Origin of the sequence: Geodermatophilus poikilotrophus (assembly GCF_900111455.1) — a bacterium.
Taxonomy (GTDB): Bacteria; Actinomycetota; Actinomycetes; order Mycobacteriales; family Geodermatophilaceae; genus Geodermatophilus; species Geodermatophilus poikilotrophus.
Genome location: NZ_FOIE01000001.1, coordinates 257,344 through 274,460, shown reverse-complemented (window position 1 = coordinate 274,460; position 17,117 = coordinate 257,344). Strand labels below are relative to the sequence as shown.

The following is a 17,117-nucleotide window of genomic DNA, read 5'->3' as shown; positions in this document are numbered from 1 at the left end:
GCCGGTGGTCACGGGGAAGGCAGCGACCGGGGACGCCGGCCGCACGGGTGCACGGGAGGCGCGGGTGCCGTCAGCGATCCCGACCGGCACCCTCGAGCGGCCCGCCGGGTCCTCGGCCGCGGCACCCGCGGCGGTGTCCCGGTGGCGGCTGGGGCGGCAAGCGGCGTGGCGCACGCTGCTGGCCGCCGTCGCCGGACTGCTCCTGCTGCTGGCCTTCCCCGGCTCCTCGCTGCCCTGGCTGGCGCCGCTCGGCCCGGCCGCCCTGGCGCTCGCCGTCTCCGGGCAGCGCGCCCGCTCGGGGGCCTGGCTGGGGCTGGTCTGCGGGCTCGCCTTCTTCGTGCCGCTGCTGTCGTGGAGCGGCATCTTCGTCGGCGCGCTGCCGTGGCTGGCCCTCGCCGGCGCGCAGGCCGCGTACGTCGCCCTGCTCGGCGCGGCGAGCGCCGCCACGTCCCGGCTGCCGCTGTGGCCGCTGTGGGCGGCGGCACTCTGGGTGGGCCAGGAGGCGCTGCGCGGCCGGTTCCCGTTCGGCGGTTTCCCCTGGGGCCGGCTGGGCCTGAGCCAGACCGAGGGCCCGTTCCTCGCGTTCGCCGCCTACGGCGGGGTGCCGCTGGTCGGCTTCGCCGTCGCGCTCACCGGCACGCTGCTGGCCGCCGCCGTGCTGCAGCTGGTCCGGGGAGGACGGCGCGCCGCGGCGCTCGCCGCGCTGGGGGCGGTGGCCGTCCCGGCGCTCGGCGGCCTGGCCTGGTTGCCGCTGCCGGGCTCCTCGCTCGCCGCCGGCGGCCCGACCCGCACGGTGGCGGTGGTGCAGGGGGACGTCCCGCAGCCGGGCCTGGAGTTCAACGAACGCCGGCGGGCGGTGCTCGACAACCACGTCACCCAGACGATCGGCCTGGCCGAGGCCGTCGCGGCGGGGGAGCAGCCGCAGCCGGACCTCGTCGTCTGGCCCGAGAACAGCTCCGACATCGACCCCTACCGCAACGCCGACGCCGCCCGGCAGATCAGCCGCGCGGCCGACGCGATCGGCGCGCCGATCCTGGTGGGCGCCGTCGTCAGCGGCCCGGGGCAGTTCGTCAGCAACACCGCGATCGTGTGGGACCCGCGGACCGGGCCCGGCGACACCTACGTCAAGCGCCACCCGGTGCCCTTCGCCGAGTACATCCCCTTCCGCGACTTCTTCCGCCTGTTCAGCGAGCACGTCGACCGGGTCAGCCGGGACTTCGCCGCCGGCGACGAGGTCGGCCTGCTCGACGTGGGCGGAGCGCGGGTCGCCGACGTCATCTGCTTCGAGGTGGTCTACGACGGCCTGGTGCACGACGCCGTCAGCGCCGGCGCCGGGATGGTCGTCGTCCAGACCAACAACGCCACCTTCGGCTACAGCGCCGAGAGCGAGCAGCAGGTCGCCGCGGCCCGGGTGCGGGCGGTGGAGTTCGGGCGCTCGGTCGCCCTGGCCTCCACCAGCGGCATCTCCGCGGTCATCGCACCCGACGGCTCCCTGGCCGCCGCCTCGGGGCTGTTCGAGCCCACCGTCTTCGTCGAGCAGATCGCGCAGCGGGACTCCAGCACCCTGGCCGAGCGGCTGGGCGCCGGGCCGGAGTGGCTGCTGGGCGCCCTGGGCGCCGGCGCGCTGCTGGCCGTGGCCGTGCCCGGCCTGCGCCGCCGCGGAGCGGCGGGGTGAACGGCCGGCGGGTGCTGGTCGTCGTCCCCACCTACGACGAGGTGGAGAACATCGAGCCCATCCTGGAGCGGCTGCACGCCAGCGTCCCGGAGGCGCACGCGCTCGTGGTGGACGACGGCTCACCCGACGGCACCGGTGAGCTGGCGGAGAAGCTGGCCGCCCTGGACCCGCGGGTGCACGTGCTGCGGCGGACCACCAAGGCCGGTCTGGGCCCGGCCTACGTCGCCGGGTTCCGGTGGGGGCGGGCGCGCGGCTACGACGTCCTGGTCGAGATGGACGCCGACGGCTCGCACCACCCCGAGCAGCTGCCCGCCCTGCTGGCCGCCCTGGACCACGCGGACCTCGCGCTGGGCTCCCGGTACGTGCCCGGCGGCCGGGTGGAGGACTGGCCGCGGCACCGGCTGCTGCTCTCGCGGGCCGGCAACCTGTGGACCCGCTGGGCGCTGCGGCTGCCCCTGGCCGACGCCACCGGCGGCTTCCGCGCGGTGCACGGCGAGCTCGTCGACCGGCTGCCCTTCGACGACGTCGCCAGCCAGGGGTACTGCTTCCAGGTCGACTGGGTGTGGCGGGCGGTCCGGTCGGGCGCCCGTGTGGTCGAGGTGCCGATCACCTTCACCGAGCGCACCTCCGGCCGGAGCAAGATGAGCCGTTCGATCGTTCAAGAGGCGTTGGTACGGGTCACCTGGTGGGGCCTGCAGGACCGGCTGGCCGATCGGCTGCCGGGCCGGGTCCGCCGCCCCGTGCCGGGACGAGCCCGCGACGGCAGGCGGTCGACCGGGGTCCGGTAGGCGGACCCGGGGCCGCCGGCGCGTGCGGGCGTGAGGGAGAGCCGTGGGACACCGCGTGCGCGTGCTGGCCGGTCTGTGGGCGATGGCCGAGGTCGTCGTCCTCGTGCTGGTCGCCGCCTGGATCGGCGTCGGCTGGACGCTGCTGGCCACCCTGGCGACCACCGCCCTGGGCTGGGCCCTGCTGGCCCGCCAGGGCGCTCGGGCGCTCGGCGAGCTGCGGGAGCGGGCGCGGGAGCGGCGGCCGTCCGGGCGGGCGGTGGGGGACGCCGGGCTGATCGCCGTCGGCGGCGTGCTGATGGTGCTGCCCGGCTTCCTGGGCGACGTCGTCGGGTTGCTGTGCCTGCTGCCGCCGACCCGCTTCCTCGTGCGCGGGCTGCTGGGCCGGGCCGTGGTCTCCCGGCTGCCGGTCGGGCTGCGCGGGCCGGTGCGGGTGCGCAGTGCCCGCGCGGAGGGGCCCCTCGGCGGCCCGTCCGGTTCGGGTGCGCACGCGTCCGGGTTCGGGCGGCCGCTGGTCATCGAGGGCGAGGTCGTGCGGGAGGAGCCGGTCCGCGACGAGCGCCCCTGACGCGCCCCCGAGGACGCCCTGCCGTCGCGCCGCCGGCGCGCTGCCGTTGTCGCCAACAGGAACCCCGTGATCAACAGCCGGGGACGCTGCACCGGTCGAGGCCGGGACCGCTCGCACGGGCCCGGAACGCGGAACGGCCCCGGTGGGGAGTCCCACCGGGGCCGTTCGCGGTCGTGCAGGTGTTCAGCTGGCGCGGGTCCGCCGGCCGCGGAGCACCTCGAGGCGCTCGGCCAGGACCTCCTCGAGGTCCTCCACCGAGCGGCGCTCGAGCAGCATGTCCCAGTGCGTGCGCGGGGGCTTGACCTTCTTGGGTGCGGGCTCGATGCCACCGACCAGCTTGGCGGCCGCTCCGTCGAACTTGCACTCCCAGGTGTCGGGGAGCTCCGCGTCGTCCGCGAAGGGCACGGTGAACAGGTGACCCGACGGGCACCGGTACTCCGCGTACTGCCGCTCGATGGGGGCGGTGTTCCGCTCGGTCTCGTAGCTCACGCTGCCCAGTCGGCTGCCCCGCAGGGAACGCTCGCCCATGGCACACCGTCCTCTCGTGCTGGTGGTGTCGGTCCGGACTCGCCGTCGCACAGGGCAGTACCCCGTGGACGGCGGGATCAAGAGGACCAACGACAGAGTTCGCGGAGAGATTCCGCGGAATCGGTCCCGAATCATCGCATGGAGTGGTATTGCGACGCTCGACCACCCCCCGGACGAGGGAGCTCCGGCCTCCTCCGGGCACCCTGACGGCCGTGGAGGCGCACGGGCTCTCCGGACCTCCGCGGGACCTCAGCAGAGCGCGAGCTGCCCCGGGCCGGCCGCGGTCGGGCCCAGCTGCCCCAGCACGTGGTGGCGGCGGCAGAGCACCTGGTAGTGCACGTCGGCGTCGGGGGCCGGCGTGGGCGCGGTGTCGGCGACGACGACGGTCTCGCCCTCGCGGACCATCCCGCCGTCCACCACCCGGGCGTTGAGGAGACCGGGCAGGCCGCACCAGCACAGCACCTCGACCTGGATGCGCTGCACGTCGTCGGCGACCTCGAGCAGCCGCTGGGTGCCCGGGAACAGCCGGGTGCGGAAGTCGGTGGTCAGCCCGAAGGCGTAGACGTCGACGTGGGACTCGTCGACCAGCTCGGCGAGCTGGTCGACCTGGTCCGCGGTGAGGAACTGGGCCTCGTCGACGATCAGGTAGTCCACCCGGTGCCCGGCGGCCCAGTGGTCGCGCACCAGCAGCCGCAGGTCGGTGCCGGCGTCCACCTCGAGTGCCTCGCGGCACAGCCCGACCCGGGAGCTGATCTGCGGCCCGGCCGAGCGGTCGCCCTGGGTCAGCAGCAGCCCCCGCCGTCCCTGCCGGCTGTGGTTGTGGTCGACCTGCAGGGCCAGCGTGGACTTCCCGCAGTCCATCGGCCCGTGGAAGAAGCGCAGGTGCGCCGGCGCGGGGTGGCGGCGGCGGTCGCCGGCGGCGGGGACGACGGACAGCAGGGTGGCGCCGTCGGCAGGGGCGCGGGGGGTCACAGACGCTCCGGAGGGGTGTTGCCGGCCGCGACGACCGCGCGGCGGATGGGCAGCGCGGCCAGCGCGACGAAGCCGGCCACGAAGAACACGACGAGGCTGACGATGGCCAGCCGGTAGGAGCCGGTCAGCTGGTAGGTCAGCCCGAAGGCCAGCGGGCCCAGCCAGCTGGTGCCGCGGTCGCTGATCTCGTAGAAGCCGTAGTACTCGGCCTCCTTGCCGGCCGGGATGAGCTGGCTGAACAGCGACCGGGACAGCGCCTGGGTGCCGCCCTGCACCAGCCCGATGACGGCGGCCAGCGCGTAGAACTGCCCGACCGCGCCGGCCTCGAGGAAGAAGGCCGCGAGCAGGACGCCGATCCACGCCACCAGGGCACCCAGGACGACCCGCTTGGCGCCGTACCGGCCGGCCAGCCGCCCCAGGCCCAGCGCGCCGGCGATCGCCACCACCTGGACCATCAGGATCGCGCCGGTCAGCACCGACTGCTCCAGGCCCAGCTCCTCCGTGGCGTAGGTGGCCGACAGCGAGATGACGGTCTGCACGCCGTCGTTGAACAGCAGGTACGCGCCGAGGAACCACAGCGTCAGCGGGAAGGCCCGCATCTCGCGCATCGTCGTCACCAGCTGGCGGAACCCGCTGCGCGGCCGGTCGGCCGCCTCCCGCACCGGCCGGTTGCGCAGCCGGGAGACGCTGAAGACGGTGAACGCGCCCCACCACAGGCCCGTCGTGGCCAGGCAGATCCGCACCGCCTCGCCGGTGGTCAGCCCCAGGGACGGCGCCCCGAGCACCAGGCCCAGGTGGACGGCGAGCAGCAACGCCCCGCCGATGTAGCCGAACGCCCAGCCGCGGCTGGAGACGGCATCGCGCTCGTCGGGGCCGGCCAGGTCCGGCAGCCACGAGTAGTAGACGACCGTGGCCGCGCCGAAGCTGATGTTGGCCAGGATGAACAACACCGCGCCGAGCAGGTAGCGGCCGTCGGCGACGAAGTACAGGGCCGTGGTGGCGAGGGCCCCGAGCGCCGCGAACCCGGCGAGCATCTCCCGCTTGCGACCCGTCCGGTCGGCCACGGCGCCGGTCAGCGGCAGCACGAGGACCTGCAGGAGCACCGACGCCGACAGCACGTAGGAGAACCAGCTGCCCGGCGGGATGGACAGCCCGAGGAAGCCCAGCCGGCCGTCGGGCCCGGCCGCCTCCTCGGCGACCGACGTGAGGTACGGCCCGAGGAAGACCGTGGTGATGCTGGTGTTGAACACCGACATCGCCCAGTCGTAGGAGTACCAGCCGAAGCGCTCGCGCCGCAGCGCGACGTCGGCGGGGGAACTGGTCGGCCCGGTGGTCGCGGCGGTCGTCACGGCCGCAGGGTGTCAGCCCGGGTGGGGGCCGTCCAGCAGGCGCTGGTCGCGCCGGGATGTCGCCGGGGAACGCCGCCGGAGGAGGCCGCGGTCACCGGTCGCGTCGGCCCGACGACGCCCGGGTCGTCCGCCGCGGCGGTCACCGCGCGCCCCACTGGCCGCGCCGCTCGAGGAGGTCGCGGAGCATCGCCGGCCGGTCGGTCATGACCCCGTCCACCCCCAGGTCGAGCACGGCCGTCGCCTCCTCCTCCGTGTCCACCGTCCAGACGTGCACCTGCAGCCCCCGGGCGTGCGCCGCGGCGACGAAGCGCTCGTCGACCAGCGCCCGGCCGCCCAGCTGGAGGGGCACCTGCGCGCAGCCGGCCGGGATGCGCACCAGGCCGGCGGCCCGGGGGGAGTAGGAGGACAACCGCAGCGCCGCGACGCCGCGCGGGCCGAGCGAGGTGCACACCTCCGGACCGAACACGCGGCGGGCCGCGGCGACCCGGGCGTCGGAGAAGGAGCCCAGGCAGATGCGGTCGGCGGCCCCCAGCCGCCGGATGGTCCGGGCCAGGGGACCCACCACACCGGGCGCCTTGATGTCGAGGTTGACGCGCACGTCGGGCCAGGCGCCGAGCAGGTCCTCGAGCCGGAGGACGGGCTCGCGTCCGCCGATGCGGGCGACGGCCAGCTCCGACCACGGCAGCTGGTCGACCCGACCGGTGCGGTCGGTGACGCGGTCGAGGGTCGCGTCGTGGAAGACGATCGGCACCCCGTCGGCGCTCACCCGGACGTCGGTCTCCAGGTAGCGGTACCCCATGGCCACGCAGGCCTCGAAGGCCGGCATGGTGTTCTCCAGGTGCTCGATCGCCCCGCCCCGGTGGGCCATCGCGATGGGCGTCGGCCCGTCGAGGAACCTGTACCGGACCGGGGCCACGCCGACACGCTAACGCCGCTGGTCCACGCGCTGGTCGGGGCCTCGTCCGCCCCGTCGCACCGGACCGGTCCGTCCGGCCCGTGCCGACCGGTCGACGAGGTGCGTCCGGCGTGTTCTGCGGTTCTGTCGGTACCGGCGTCTACGGTGCCCAGCGTGGCAGAGCGAGACACCGTCCGGACGATCCCCGAGGAGGCAACCACCGAGACCGGGCTGCCCAGCCCCCGCAGGGGGAGCGGCGCCGAGCGTCGCTGCGGCTGGTGCCGCCGTGTGCTCCCCCAGCAGGGGTCGGTCGGCCGGCCGCGCCAGTACTGCGGGCAGGCCTGCCGGCAGCGGGCCTACGAGCAACGCTCGGCGACGGCGAAGGCAGGCCTGTCCGGTGACGTCGTGCTGGTCACCCGCGCCGAGCTCGACGGTCTGCAGGACCGGCTGTACCAACTGCGCTGCGCCATCGAGGACGTCGAGACGCTCCTCGGCGAGCGGCACACCAAGGCCGAGCTCGAGCGCTCCCTGCAGGACCTGGTGCGGTCGACCGGCCGGCTCGACAAGCTCTGGGTCTCCGAGCGCGCCGCCGGCTGACCGCACCAGCGTCAGGCGTCAGCCGTCGTCGGAGTCGTCGTTGCCGTTGCCCTGCTCGACACCGTCCTGCGGGTCGGACAGGTCCGGCACGTTGTCCTGCGACGGGTCGGACTCGTCGTCGGTCTCGACGTTCGGCGGCACGTTCTCGTCGGTGGTCCCGTCGTTCGCGTCCTGCCCGGATGCCTGACAGGCGGTCATCGTCGCGCCGCCTCCGAAGAGCGCCAAGGCGGTCACGAGTGCGGCGATCGGGCGTCGGAGTTGCATGTCTCGACCCTAGGCAGCGCCCGTGCAGCGCGCCCGTCGAGGGCAGTCACCCATCCGTCATTGCGTCACAGTGACGTAATGACGGATGGGTGGATGGCCGGGGACAGGTGGGCAGGACGCGGTCGCGGGGGACCAGGTAGGTGCCGGCCGCGGAGCCGCATCTCCGGCGATCCGCTGAGACCACGGTCGCGGCTCCTGGCTCGCCACTGGACGTGCGCCAAGACCCGCGACGACCGGCGGAGCTGATCACCAGGGTGACGCGATCGACCCGCGAGACCCGGAGCACGTCGGGGATCCGGCGATCGACACCCGCGTCGACGGCGGGCCGGCAACGGGCGCAGGGCGGCCGGTCGACGAGCCGGCGTGCTGGACGGCCCGTCGAGACGTCGCCGGATGGGTGGTGTCGACAACGCCGAGGCGGCCGGCCAGAGCACCGGATCCGGCGGCGCAACCAGCCCCTCTCGAGTCCTCGACGCCGCGCCGATAATGCACATTATGTCAACTAGTCAAGGCAGGAGGCCTCCCCGATCGATCAGGACGACGACCGCCTGGTCTCGCGGGAGTGCACCGGCTGCGGCACCGTCCTCCACGGTGACCGGCAGCTCGTCGGAACCCTGGCGTTCGGATTCCTCGGCGAGCTCTCCGGTGATCGTCAGCTTGCCCCGCCCATGCTGCCGACACACGACCGGCGCCGCCGATCGGCGATGGCCGCGCGCACCGTCGGCCGGTCGGTCGATCGACTCTTCCATCACGTGACGTCGCTGCGCCCGATCCGCCGCCGAGCCGGCGCCACACCGTCCCGGCGCACTGCGGAGCAGCGACCGATGAGTCCGCCGGTGCCGGGGGGTCCACCCAACGACGTCCCCACCGAGAGGAATCCCGTGCCCAGCACCGTCACCCCGATGATCATCACGCACGACCTCGAGCGCCTGGCGCGCTTCTACGCCGGCGTCACCGGGGCCACGGAGGCCAGCCGTACACCCGACGGCGGTCCGACGTTCTACCTCGGCCTCCGGATCGGCGACTCCGAATTGGGCATCGTCGCCGACGACAGTGTCGAGGGGGCTCCGGCGGGGCGCGTCCTGCTGAGCGTCGAGGTGCCCGACGTCGACGCCGCCCTGTCCCGGGTCGCGTCGCTCGGCGGCCAGGCGCCGGCTCCTGCCAACGACATGCCCTGGGGCCAGCGCGTCGCCCACGTGAAGGACCCGGATGGCAACGCCGTGAACCTGACGACGACGTCCGCCTGAGGTCTGCCGCGACTCCCCCGTCGAGTCCTCCCCCGTCCCAGGACAGGAAGTCTCTCCCCTGCTGACCGTCGTCGGTGTCAGCGCTGCCGTCGCTGCGTCCACACCGTTGCCGGACATCGTTGCCGGACACCGTCTGAGTTTCCGGCCGGTGCGGCGGGTCCACGTGTCGCTGTTCAGTTGTTTGTTCCGTAGTTTTGAGAGTATGCTGGGGATAACGGATGTAGTCCTCGCGGCGGTCCGGACCGACCTACACCGCTGCCACCTCATCCACATCGGCGAGCACTCCGTCGCTCGTGACCGTGTCGGCCGAGCCGGGTTCCCAGCTGCGTGCGGTTGACTCCGCACCGTGGACGTCGTCGAGGAGTTCTGGGCCCGCGTGACCACTCCGCTCCCCCAGCTGCCGACGACGGTCCTGGTGGGCGCACTCCTGGCGGCCGCTGTCGTCGTCCTCTCCCCCGCCCTGTGGCGGCCGGCCCGGACCGTCGTGACCATCGCCCACGAGGGCGCGCACGGGCTGGTCGCCCTGGCCGCCGGCCGTCGGCTGGCCGGCATCCGGCTGCACTCGGACACCTCGGGGCTGACCGTGTCGGCGGGGCGACCCACCGGTTTCGGGATGGTGCTCACCTGCGCGGCGGGCTACACCGGCCCGGCGCTGTTCGGTCTTGGGGCAGCGGCCCTGCTGGCCGCCGGCCACGCCGTGGGGCTGCTGTGGGCGCTGCTGGGCCTGCTGGCGGCGCTGCTGGTGCAGATCCGCAACTGGTACGGGCTGTGGGCGGTGCTGGTCACCGGCGCCGTCGTGCTGGCCGTGACCGGGTGGCTGCCGCCGGCCGGGCAGGCGGCGTTCGCGGCCGCCGGGACGTGGTTCCTGCTGCTGGCCGCGCCGAAGACGGTCCTGGAGCTGCAGCGGGCCCGCCGCCGCCGGGCCGCGCCGCACTCCGACGCCGACCAGCTGGCCGGCCTCACCCGCCTGCCGGCGGTGCTGTGGGTCGGGGTCTTCCTGCTGGTCGACGTGGGCGCGCTGCTCCTCGGCGGCTGGTGGCTGCTCGGCTAGTTCCTCCCGGCCCTCCCGCAGGTCCCGCCGCGAGCTTGCGAGCGGTGGGGGCAGGAGAGCCCTCTTTCAGCGCCGGCCGCGCCGCCGGGGGGCCACGCCGTGCGGCTGCTGCACCGGCGCCACCTCCGGTGCGGGCGGGATGTCGGCGGTCACCTCGTCCTCGGTCACGGTGAGCCTGCGCCCGTGGTGGTGCACGTCGAGCGGCTCGCCCTCGGTGAGCCGGTAGGTGGCCTCCGTCGGCGACACGGTCACCACCAGCGCCCGGCCCTGGTAGTTCAGCCGGAACCGCAGCCGGGTGATCCGCTCCGGCAGACGGGGGGCGAACTGCAGCCGCCCGTCGTGGTCGCGCATGCCGCCGAACCCGGCGACCGCCACCGTCCAGCCGCCGGCCAGCGAGGCGATGTGCAGGCCGTGCCCGGAGTTGCCGTGCAGGTTCTGCAGGTCGGTCAGGGTGGCCTCGCCCCAGTAGTCGTACGCCAGCGCCAGGTGGCCGGTCTCGGCAGCCACCACGCCCTGCTGGGTGGCCGACAGCGAGGAGTCGCGCACCGTCCGCGCCTCGTAGTAGGCGAAGTCGGCGCACTTCTCCTCCGGGGTGAAGGCGTCGCCGCGCAGGTGCAACGCCATCACGAGGTCCGCCTGCTTGATCACCTGCTTGCGGTAGATGTCGAAGTACGGGTAGTGCAGCAGGAGCGGGTAGCAGTCCGGCGGGGTGGCCTCGAAGTCCCACTCCTCGTGGTGGGTGAAGGCGTCGGACTGCATGTGCACGCCGCGCCGGGTGTCGTAGGGCACCGCCATCAGCGCGGCCGCGCGGTCCCAGCGGGTGGTCTCGTCCTCGGTGACACCCAGCCGGCCGGCGACGTCGGGCTGGCGCTGCACCGCCGCGATCGCCTCGCGCATGTTCCGCTGCGCCATGAGGTTCGTGTAGACGTTGTTGTCCACGACGGCGGTGTACTCGTCGGGGCCGGTGACGCCGTCGATGCGGAAGCCGTGCTCGTCGTCGAAGTGCCCCAGCGAGGCCCACAGCCGGGCGGTCTCGATCAGCAGCTCGGCGCCGTGGTCGCGGTCGAACTCCTCGTCGGCGGTGGCGTGGTGGTACCGGACGACGGCGTCGGCGATGTCGGCGTTGATGTGGAAGGCCGCCGTCCCCGCCGGCCAGTAGCCCGAGGTCTCCTCCCCGCGGATCGTGCGCCACGGGAAGGTCGCGCCCGCCAGCCCGAGCTCCCGGGCCCGGTCACGGGCCAGGTCGAGGGTGGAGTGCCGCCAGCGCAGCGCGTCGCGCGCCGCGGCCGGGGCGATGTAGGTGAGCACGGGGAGCACGTAGGTCTCGGTGTCCCAGAAGGTGTGCCCGTCGTAGCCGGGACCGGTCAGCCCCTTGGCCGGGATGGGCTGGCGCTCGGCCCGCAGCCCGGCCTGCAGCAGGTGGAAGACGCCGACCCGCACCGCCTGCTGCAGCTCGTCGTCCCCCTCGATCTCGACGTCGGCGTGCTGCCAGTGCTCGTCGAGCACCTCGCGCTGCTCGCGCAGCAGCCGCTCGAAGCCGGCGAGCTTGGCGGTGGCCAGCGCCCCCTCCACCTGGTCGCGCAGCGCCGCCGCCGACCGCCGGGAGGACCAGCCGTAGGAGAGGAACTTGATCAGCTTGACCGACGAGCCCTGCGGCAGCCGGGCGGCGAGGGCGAAGCGGGCCAGGTCCTCCCCGGCCTCGATGTCGGCCGTCGAGGTGTCGGGCACCTCCACCACGTGGTCCATCCCGGCGGCCATCCGCAGCCGGCTGCGCTTGGTGCGGTGCACCAGCACCGCCCGCTGACCGCGGGCCACGGCCATCTCGTTGACCAGCGGGCGGGCCAGCGCCGCGGCCGCGCGCGGGTCGTCGGCCTCCGAGCCGCTGTCCACCGGCTCGTTGGCCAGCAGGTCCGACTGCAGCGCGATGTAGAGGTCCCCCTGCCCGTCGGTGCACTCCACGGTGTACTCGATGGCGGCGATCGAGCGGCGGCGCAGCGAGACCATCCGGGTGCTCGTCACGGTCACCACCCGCCCGTTCGGCGAGCGCCACTCGGTGCTGCGGCGCAGCAGGCCGCGGCGCAGGTCCAGCGTGCGCCGGTGCTCGATGATCTCGCCGTAGTCCAGGTCCAGCGGGGTGTCGCCGACCAGCAGCCGGATCAGCTTGCCGTCGGTCACGTTGACCACGGTCTGCCCCTGCTCCGGGAAGCCGTACCCGGCCTCGGCGTAGGGCAGCGGCCGCTCCTCGAAGAAGCCGTTGAGGTAGGTGCCCGGGACGACGACCGGCTCGCCCTCCTCGAACGACCCCCGCATGCCGATGTGCCCGTTGGACAGCGCGAACACCGACTCGTGGACGGCGAGGGACGCGTGGTCCAGGCCCGTCTCGGTCAGCGCCCACGGCTCGATCGGGAAGTGTGGCCGCCCCTCGGTCACGGTGACCCCTCGCCGGCGCTCGTCGGCCCCGCGCCGGGCCGCCCCGCGAGCACGGGGGACCTCGCCGGCTCGGTCACCTCGAGCCGTCCAGCAGCTCGGCCAGGTCCTGGACGACGACGTCCGCGCCGGACGCCGCGAGGGCCTCGGCCTGCCCGACCCGGTCGACGCCGACGACGTAGCCGAACGCGCCCGCCCGGCCGGCGGCCACCCCGGCCAGCGCGTCCTCGAAGACGACGGCCTCCGCCGGCTGCACCCCCAGGGCCCGGGCGCCGGCCAGGAAGGTGTCCGGGGCGGGCTTGCCGCGCAGCCCCTGGGCCGCCGCGACCTCGCCGTCCACCCGGGTGTCGACCAGGTCGGCGAAGCCGCCGGCCGCGATCACCTCGGCGCCGTTGCGCGACGCGGTGACCACCGCGGTGGCCAGGCCGGCTTCCCTGGCCGCCCGCAGGTAGCGGATCGAGCCGGGGTAGACCTCGACGCCGTGCTCGGCGAGCTCGGCGTGCACCAGCTGGTTCTTGCGCAGGCCCACCCCGTGCACCGTGGCGGCGTCCGGCGGGTCGTCCGGCGTCCCCTCGGGCAGCACGATGCCGCGGCTGGCCAGGAAATCGCGCACCCCGTCGAGGCGCGGCTTGCCGTCGACGTAGCGGTTGTAGTCCTGCTGGGTGAACTCCCCGGCCGCGGGGTCGCTGCGGCGCAGGAACTCGTCGAACGTGCGCTTCCAGGCGGCCATGTGGACGGTCGCCGTCCGGGTGAGGACGCCGTCCAGGTCGAACAGGCAGGCACGTATCGAGCCGGGGAGACCGAGCACGACACGACGCTACCGGCGTCCGCGCGCCCCCGCCGGGCCGGAAACCCGCTGTTCACCGCGGGGTGGCCCCGTCCCGGGCCCCCGCCCTGAGCCTGCGGGGGGCGGGGAGGACGGGGTCCTTCTAGGGTCGGCGCGGGACGCCCGTCCCCGCCCACCCGCGAGGTTCGAGGAGAACAGCGCCCATGGCCGAGCGCCCGACGCCCCCCAGCCCCTACGACTTCCTGCCGCAGGTCCCGGGCTTCGCGGTGACCAGCACCGACGTCAGCGACGGCGAGCCGCTGTCCTCGCCGCAGGTGAGCGGGGTCATGGGCGCCGGCGGCGAGGACCGTTCGCCGCAGCTGTCCTGGTCGGGCTTCCCCGAGGGCACCCGGAGCTTCGCGATCACCGTCTTCGACCCCGACGCCCCCACCCACAGCGGCTTCTGGCACTGGGCGGTGGCCAACATCCCGGTCTCGGTCACCGAGCTGCCCGCTGGAGCCGGCGACCAGCAGGGGTCCGGGCTGCCCGAGGGCGCCGTCCAGCTGCGCAACGACGCCGGCTTCCCCGGTTACGTCGGTGCCGCACCCCCGGCCGGCCACGGACCGCACCGCTACTACGTCACGGTGCACGCCGTCGACGTCGAGCGGCTCGACGTCACCCCGGACGCCTCCCCCGCGCTCCTCGGCTTCAACCTCTTCGGCCACACCCTCGGCCGCGCGGTGCTCGTGGGGACCTACGCGCAGGACTGAACGGCCCGGTCTCGTACCGCACCGCGACGTCACGGACGCGGTGCGCGCACGACACACCCCCGCTGCTTGAACGTTCAGCTGGCTGTCATCTGGTAGGGGAACCATGACGGTGTGGACACGGCTCGGGCGCAGCGGACCTGGTCCCGTCGCGTCCACCGGGGTGTGCCGCCGGCCCTGGTGGCGGTCGTCCTGCTCGCGCTGCTGCTCGCCGAGGTCGTGACCCCGCGGCGGGCGGCGGCGGAGCACGACGTCGCTCCCGCCGAGATCGTCCCGGCCGTGATGGCGGCCCACGGGGACGTCGGCACGTTCGCCGTGGTCGTCGCCCGCCAGGAGGAGCGCCTGACCGGCGGGTCCATCCGCGCCGCCGAGGCCCACAGCGCCCGGGTCCAGGCCCGCACGGCGGGCAGCGAACTGGCCGACCGGCCCTTCCCCACCGCCTCGCTGGTCAAGCTCTTCCTCGCCGAGGACGTCCTGCACCGGGCGCGCACCGGAGCCCTCGCCCTGACCCCCGAGGACCGCGCGCAGCTGGAGGTGATGATCCGCAGCTCCAACGACCCCGCGGCCTCCGACGTCTGGGTGCGGTTCGGCGGAGCGCAGGCGGTGCGCGACGTCGCCACCCGCTACGGCCTGACCGGCACCGCACCGCCCCTCCGGTGGGGGCAGTGGGGCGAGACGACGACGACCGCCGCCGACCTGGCCCGGTTCCTCGCCCGCCTGCCGGTCATCGCCCACCCGGACGACGCCGCCGCGCTGCAGGGCTGGATGGGCACCGCGACCCCGGTCGCCTCCGACGGCTTCGACCAGCAGTACGGCGTGTTCGGGACGCTGCCCGGGGCCGCGGTCAAGCAGGGCTGGATGTGCTGCCTCAGCGGCCAGCGGCACCTGCACTCGGTGGGGATCGCCGGCGGTCGGGTGGTGGTGCTGCTCAGCGAGGTGCCCCGGTCGGTGGGCTGGGACGCGGCCAGGGCGGCGCTGGACGAGGCCGCCGCTGCGGTGCCGCCGCCGACGGGCTCCTGAGCTCAGACCCCGTCGGCGAGGTCGGCCACGCCCACGGTCGCCAGGCGGGCGAAGCCGGTCCGTTCGTAGACCCGCGCGACGTCGTCGTCCCCGGCCACCAGGAACACCAGCTCGGCGGTCTCCCGGGCGTGCGCGGTGAGCGCCGAGGCCAGCCCCGCGCCGAGCCCTCGCCCCCGTAGCCGGGGCAGGGTGGCCACGCCGGCGATCTCGGAGACCTCCGCGCCGTCGACGTCCACCGGGTGGTGGGTGCCGACCGCGACCGGCTCGCCGTCCTCGACCGCGACCATCATGACCGTGCGGCCGGTCGCGATCCGCTCGCGCAGCACCGCGGTGCGCGGGGAGCCGAGGGCCGCGCCGACCGAGGGGCCGCCCGCCTCCGAGCGCGGCCCCGGGTGAGCGAAGGCGATCGACGCCAGCCGCTCGTAGCGCGGCAGCTCGGGGTCCTCGGCGCCCACCAGGTACAGCCGCACGCCGGAGGGCAGCAGCAGCTCCACCGGATCCGCGGCGACCAGCAGGGGCGAGGAGTCCACGGCCAGCCCGGCGGCGCGCACGGCCGCCTCGACCGTCGGCGCGTCCTCGCACACCCACTCGAGCGCCACCGGCAGGCCCGCGGCCCGCTGCAGCGCGGCGGCCGCGCGGACGTCGTCGGCGCTCACCGTCTCCCCCGGTCGCGGCCGCGCCGGGTAGGGCCACATGGGGCTGCCGACCGGCACGTCGAGACCGCCGGCGGTCTCGATGCGCGCGTCCGGGAGCGGTGCCGCGGCGAAGTACCGCTCGACGCGTTCGAGCAGCCCGGGGGGCAGGGACACACCGGCACCCTAGACGGAGGGTGCGACGGCGTCCGCCGATGGCCGCTCGAGCGCCCGGGAGCCACCCGGGCGGGTGAGGCACCGGGGGCGGACGGCACGATGGAGGCCGTGACAGGAGTGGGATGGGCGGCGTGACGGCGGCGGCACGACCCCAGGTGTCGCCCTACGCGGTCTTCGACCGCGCCTCGTGGCGCGCGCTCGCGGCGGGCACGTCGCTGCCCCTGGACGCGACGCAGCTGGAGTCGCTGGCCAGCCTCGGTGACCGGATCGACCTCGACGAGGTGACGACGGTCTACCTGCCGCTGGCCGGGCTGCTGCGGCTGCACGTGGAGGCCAGCCGCCGGTTGTGGGCGGCCCGCAGCGAGTTCCTGGGCGACTCGACGGCCAAGGTGCCCTACGTGATCGCGGTGGCCGGCAGCGTCGCCGTCGGCAAGAGCACCACCGCCCGGCTGCTGCAGACGCTGCTGGCGGCCGGCCCGGGCAGCCCCCGGGTCGACCTGGTGACCACCGACGGGTTCCTGCTGCCCAACGCCGAGCTGGCGGCCCGCGGGCTGCTCGGGCGCAAGGGCTTCCCGGAGAGCTACGACCGGCGGGCGCTGCTGCGCTTCCTCGCCGACGTGAAGTCCGGCCGCGGCGAGGTCAGCGCCCCGCTGTACGACCACCTGTCCTACGACGTCGTCCCCGATGCCCGGCAGGTGGTCGACCGGCCGGACATCCTCGTGCTGGAGGGGCTCAACGTGCTGCAGGCCGGGCGCCCGGCCGACGGCCGCGCCCCCGAGGTGTTCCTGTCCGACTTCTTCGACTTCTCGGTCTACGTCGACGCTGCGGAGTCCGACATCCGGCAGTGGTACGTCGAGCGCTTCCTCGCGCTGCGGCGGACGGCGTTCGCCGACACCAGTGCCTACTTCCACCGCTTCGCCGGCCTGACCGACGAGCAGGCCCGCGAGACGGCTCTCGGCATCTGGGCGGCCGTCAACGGCCCCAACCTGCGCGACAACATCGCCCCGACCCGCTCCCGCGCCCGGTTGGTGCTGCAGAAGGCCGCCGACCACGAGGTGCGCCGGGTCCTGCTGCGGAAGATCTGAGCCGACGCGCGAGTCGGGGCCATCGCCGTGGTCCTTGGTCGTTTCGCTTATCGGTGTCGTGCGGCCGTTGGGGATAACGGTTGATCGGCGAGCGACTCGCCGCGCACCGACCGTGGTGCTGGCCGTCGGCGCTCGCGGCGGCGCGTCGCCGCGTCCGGTGCGACGGGGCCGTGGCCAGGACGGGCGCCGGCGACACCGAGGCTGCAGCGTCGGGCGCCGCAGCGCCATCGGGTCGGCCCCGGCGCGCTCGGGGTGCGCCCGGCATCGCCGCCGGCGACGGCCGTGGCGCCCCCATGTCGACGTCGAGGACCG

Annotated in this window: 18 protein-coding genes; 9 read left to right on the top strand and 9 right to left on the bottom strand. The window is 74.9% G+C overall.

Translation table 11 applies throughout. From position 1 onward, the window contains the following. Positions 1-64: 64 nt before the first annotated feature. The 3 genes from lnt to BMW27_RS01220 are packed head-to-tail and all read left to right on the top strand — an operon-like array spanning position 65 to position 3,028. Positions 65-1,675, top strand: a complete 1,611-nt coding sequence (gene lnt, locus BMW27_RS01230; RefSeq protein ID WP_091439691.1) for an apolipoprotein N-acyltransferase — start codon at positions 65-67, stop codon at positions 1,673-1,675. Beyond that, positions 1,672-2,463 (top strand): polyprenol monophosphomannose synthase, encoded by a 792-nt coding sequence (locus BMW27_RS01225; protein WP_091437898.1) that lies wholly within the window; start codon positions 1,672-1,674, stop codon positions 2,461-2,463. The genes lnt and BMW27_RS01225 overlap by 4 nt, the downstream gene beginning before the upstream one ends. 43 nt (positions 2,464-2,506) lie before the next feature. Continuing rightward, the gene (locus tag BMW27_RS01220; RefSeq protein ID WP_091437896.1) at positions 2,507-3,028 is read left to right on the top strand and encodes an FxsA family protein; all 522 of its coding nucleotides are present in this window, start codon (positions 2,507-2,509) and stop codon (positions 3,026-3,028) included. Positions 3,029-3,211: 183 nt separating this feature from the next. On the opposite strand, the gene BMW27_RS01215 is transcribed toward BMW27_RS01220, so the two are convergent. The 4 genes from BMW27_RS01215 to BMW27_RS01200 all read right to left on the bottom strand — a co-directional run bounded on the left by BMW27_RS01215 (position 3,212) and on the right by BMW27_RS01200 (position 6,793). Further along, positions 3,212-3,556, bottom strand: coding sequence for an RNA polymerase-binding protein RbpA (locus tag BMW27_RS01215; protein ID WP_091437893.1), 345 nt, complete (start codon positions 3,554-3,556; stop codon positions 3,212-3,214). Positions 3,557-3,805: 249 nt separating this feature from the next. Then, complete coding sequence (locus BMW27_RS01210) at positions 3,806-4,528, bottom strand: thymidine kinase (RefSeq protein WP_091437891.1); 723 nt, start codon at positions 4,526-4,528, stop codon at positions 3,806-3,808. Beyond that, a complete protein-coding gene (locus BMW27_RS01205) occupies positions 4,525-5,877 on the bottom strand; it encodes an MFS transporter (RefSeq protein ID WP_091437888.1) in 1,353 nt (450 codons plus the stop codon). The genes BMW27_RS01210 and BMW27_RS01205 overlap by 4 nt, the downstream gene beginning before the upstream one ends. Before the next feature lie 139 nt (positions 5,878-6,016). Then, complete coding sequence (locus tag BMW27_RS01200; protein WP_091437885.1) at positions 6,017-6,793, bottom strand: glycerophosphodiester phosphodiesterase family protein; 777 nt, start codon at positions 6,791-6,793, stop codon at positions 6,017-6,019. A gap of 153 nt (positions 6,794-6,946) precedes the next feature. Between BMW27_RS01200 and BMW27_RS01195 the strand changes: the two genes are divergently transcribed. Next, positions 6,947-7,369: a hypothetical protein gene (locus BMW27_RS01195; RefSeq protein WP_245743240.1), complete on the top strand. Its 423-nt coding sequence runs from the start codon at positions 6,947-6,949 to the stop codon at positions 7,367-7,369. A gap of 18 nt (positions 7,370-7,387) precedes the next feature. On the opposite strand, the gene BMW27_RS01190 is transcribed toward BMW27_RS01195, so the two are convergent. Both BMW27_RS01190 and BMW27_RS01185 read right to left on the bottom strand, forming a co-directional pair. Next, positions 7,388-7,633: a hypothetical protein gene (locus BMW27_RS01190; RefSeq protein WP_012948777.1), complete on the bottom strand. Its 246-nt coding sequence runs from the start codon at positions 7,631-7,633 to the stop codon at positions 7,388-7,390. A 506-nt stretch (positions 7,634-8,139) separates the two neighbouring features. Continuing rightward, positions 8,140-8,382: a PIN domain-containing protein gene (locus BMW27_RS01185; RefSeq protein WP_175486265.1), complete on the bottom strand. Its 243-nt coding sequence runs from the start codon at positions 8,380-8,382 to the stop codon at positions 8,140-8,142. 132 nt (positions 8,383-8,514) lie between these two features. Between BMW27_RS01185 and BMW27_RS01180 the strand changes: the two genes are divergently transcribed. Together BMW27_RS01180 and BMW27_RS01175 are read left to right on the top strand one after the other, a co-directional pair. Beyond that, a complete protein-coding gene (locus BMW27_RS01180) occupies positions 8,515-8,880 on the top strand; it encodes a VOC family protein (RefSeq protein WP_245743239.1) in 366 nt (121 codons plus the stop codon). 346 nt (positions 8,881-9,226) lie between these two features. Beyond that, positions 9,227-9,931, top strand: a complete 705-nt coding sequence (locus BMW27_RS01175) for a M50 family metallopeptidase (RefSeq protein WP_091437874.1) — start codon at positions 9,227-9,229, stop codon at positions 9,929-9,931. Positions 9,932-9,997: 66 nt separating this feature from the next. On the opposite strand, the gene BMW27_RS01170 is transcribed toward BMW27_RS01175, so the two are convergent. Then, positions 9,998-12,361 carry a glycoside hydrolase family 65 protein gene (locus BMW27_RS01170; RefSeq protein WP_091437872.1) on the bottom strand — a complete coding sequence of 788 codons (2,364 nt, stop codon included), beginning with the start codon at positions 12,359-12,361 and terminating at the stop codon, positions 9,998-10,000. A 73-nt stretch (positions 12,362-12,434) separates the two neighbouring features. Then, positions 12,435-13,166, bottom strand: a complete 732-nt coding sequence (locus BMW27_RS01165) for a beta-phosphoglucomutase family hydrolase (protein WP_091437869.1) — start codon at positions 13,164-13,166, stop codon at positions 12,435-12,437. Between the two features lie 182 nt (positions 13,167-13,348). Between BMW27_RS01165 and BMW27_RS01160 the strand changes: the two genes are divergently transcribed. Further along, positions 13,349-13,894 carry a YbhB/YbcL family Raf kinase inhibitor-like protein gene (locus BMW27_RS01160; RefSeq protein ID WP_091437867.1) on the top strand — a complete coding sequence of 182 codons (546 nt, stop codon included), beginning with the start codon at positions 13,349-13,351 and terminating at the stop codon, positions 13,892-13,894. Positions 13,895-14,005: 111 nt separating this feature from the next. Next, a complete protein-coding gene (locus BMW27_RS01155; RefSeq protein ID WP_245743238.1) occupies positions 14,006-14,911 on the top strand; it encodes a class A beta-lactamase-related serine hydrolase in 906 nt (301 codons plus the stop codon). A 2-nt stretch (positions 14,912-14,913) separates the two neighbouring features. Here the strand turns inward: BMW27_RS01155 and BMW27_RS01150 are convergent, their stop codons facing one another. Beyond that, complete coding sequence (locus tag BMW27_RS01150) at positions 14,914-15,720, bottom strand: GNAT family N-acetyltransferase (RefSeq protein WP_091437861.1); 807 nt, start codon at positions 15,718-15,720, stop codon at positions 14,914-14,916. A 122-nt stretch (positions 15,721-15,842) separates the two neighbouring features. On the opposite strand from BMW27_RS01150, the gene coaA reads away from it, so the two are divergent. After that, entirely contained in the window at positions 15,843-16,805 is a 963-nt protein-coding gene (coaA, locus tag BMW27_RS01145; RefSeq protein ID WP_091437858.1) for a type I pantothenate kinase, read from the top strand. Positions 16,806-17,117: the final 312 nt, after the last annotated feature.

What these genes read in the sequence shown, in the direction of transcription:
- BMW27_RS01215 (WP_091437893.1), bottom strand. Translation starts at nt 3,556, where the DNA reads ATGGGCGAGCGTTCCCTGCGGGGCAGCCGACTGGGCAGCGTGAGCTAC.
- BMW27_RS01190 (WP_012948777.1), bottom strand. Translation starts at nt 7,633, where the DNA reads ATGCAACTCCGACGCCCGATCGCCGCACTCGTGACCGCCTTGGCGCTC.
- coaA (WP_091437858.1), top strand. Translation starts at nt 15,843, where the DNA reads ATGGGCGGCGTGACGGCGGCGGCACGACCCCAGGTGTCGCCCTACGCG.
- BMW27_RS01185 (WP_175486265.1), bottom strand. Translation starts at nt 8,382, where the DNA reads ATGGAAGAGTCGATCGACCGACCGGCCGACGGTGCGCGCGGCCATCGC.
- BMW27_RS01160 (WP_091437867.1), top strand. Translation starts at nt 13,349, where the DNA reads ATGGCCGAGCGCCCGACGCCCCCCAGCCCCTACGACTTCCTGCCGCAG.